General features: G+C 54.1%; 1 protein-coding gene. It reads left to right on the top strand.

Annotated features, from left to right (window positions below; all coding sequences use genetic code 11):
* The first annotated feature begins 19 nt into the window (after positions 1-19).
* On the top strand, positions 20-148 hold the full coding sequence (gene rsfS, locus SB772_RS43205; RefSeq protein WP_410838922.1) for a ribosome silencing factor: 129 nt from the start codon (positions 20-22) through the stop codon (positions 146-148).
* Positions 149-255: the final 107 nt, after the last annotated feature.

Genomic DNA, 255 nt, shown 5'->3' with positions numbered 1-255 from the left:
GGAGTCTCGCGCAGCGGGCCTGTTACCGCTCGGCGTAGAAGGTGAAAACAGCGCCGACTGGATTGTCGTGGATTTGGGCGATGTGATTGTCCATGTCATGCAGGAAGAGAGCCGTCGCCTGTATGAACTGGAAAAACTCTGGAGTTAATGCGTGAAGCTGCAACTTGTCGCCGTGGGAACGAAAATGCCGGACTGGGTACAAACCGGTTTTACCGAGTACCTGCGTCGTTTTCCGAAAGATATGCCCTTCGAGCT

It is taken from the genome of Paraburkholderia sp. SIMBA_030 (genome assembly GCF_046535245.1).
Lineage (GTDB): Bacteria > Pseudomonadota > Gammaproteobacteria > Burkholderiales > Burkholderiaceae > Paraburkholderia.
This window is presented reverse-complemented; position numbering and strand designations above follow the sequence as displayed.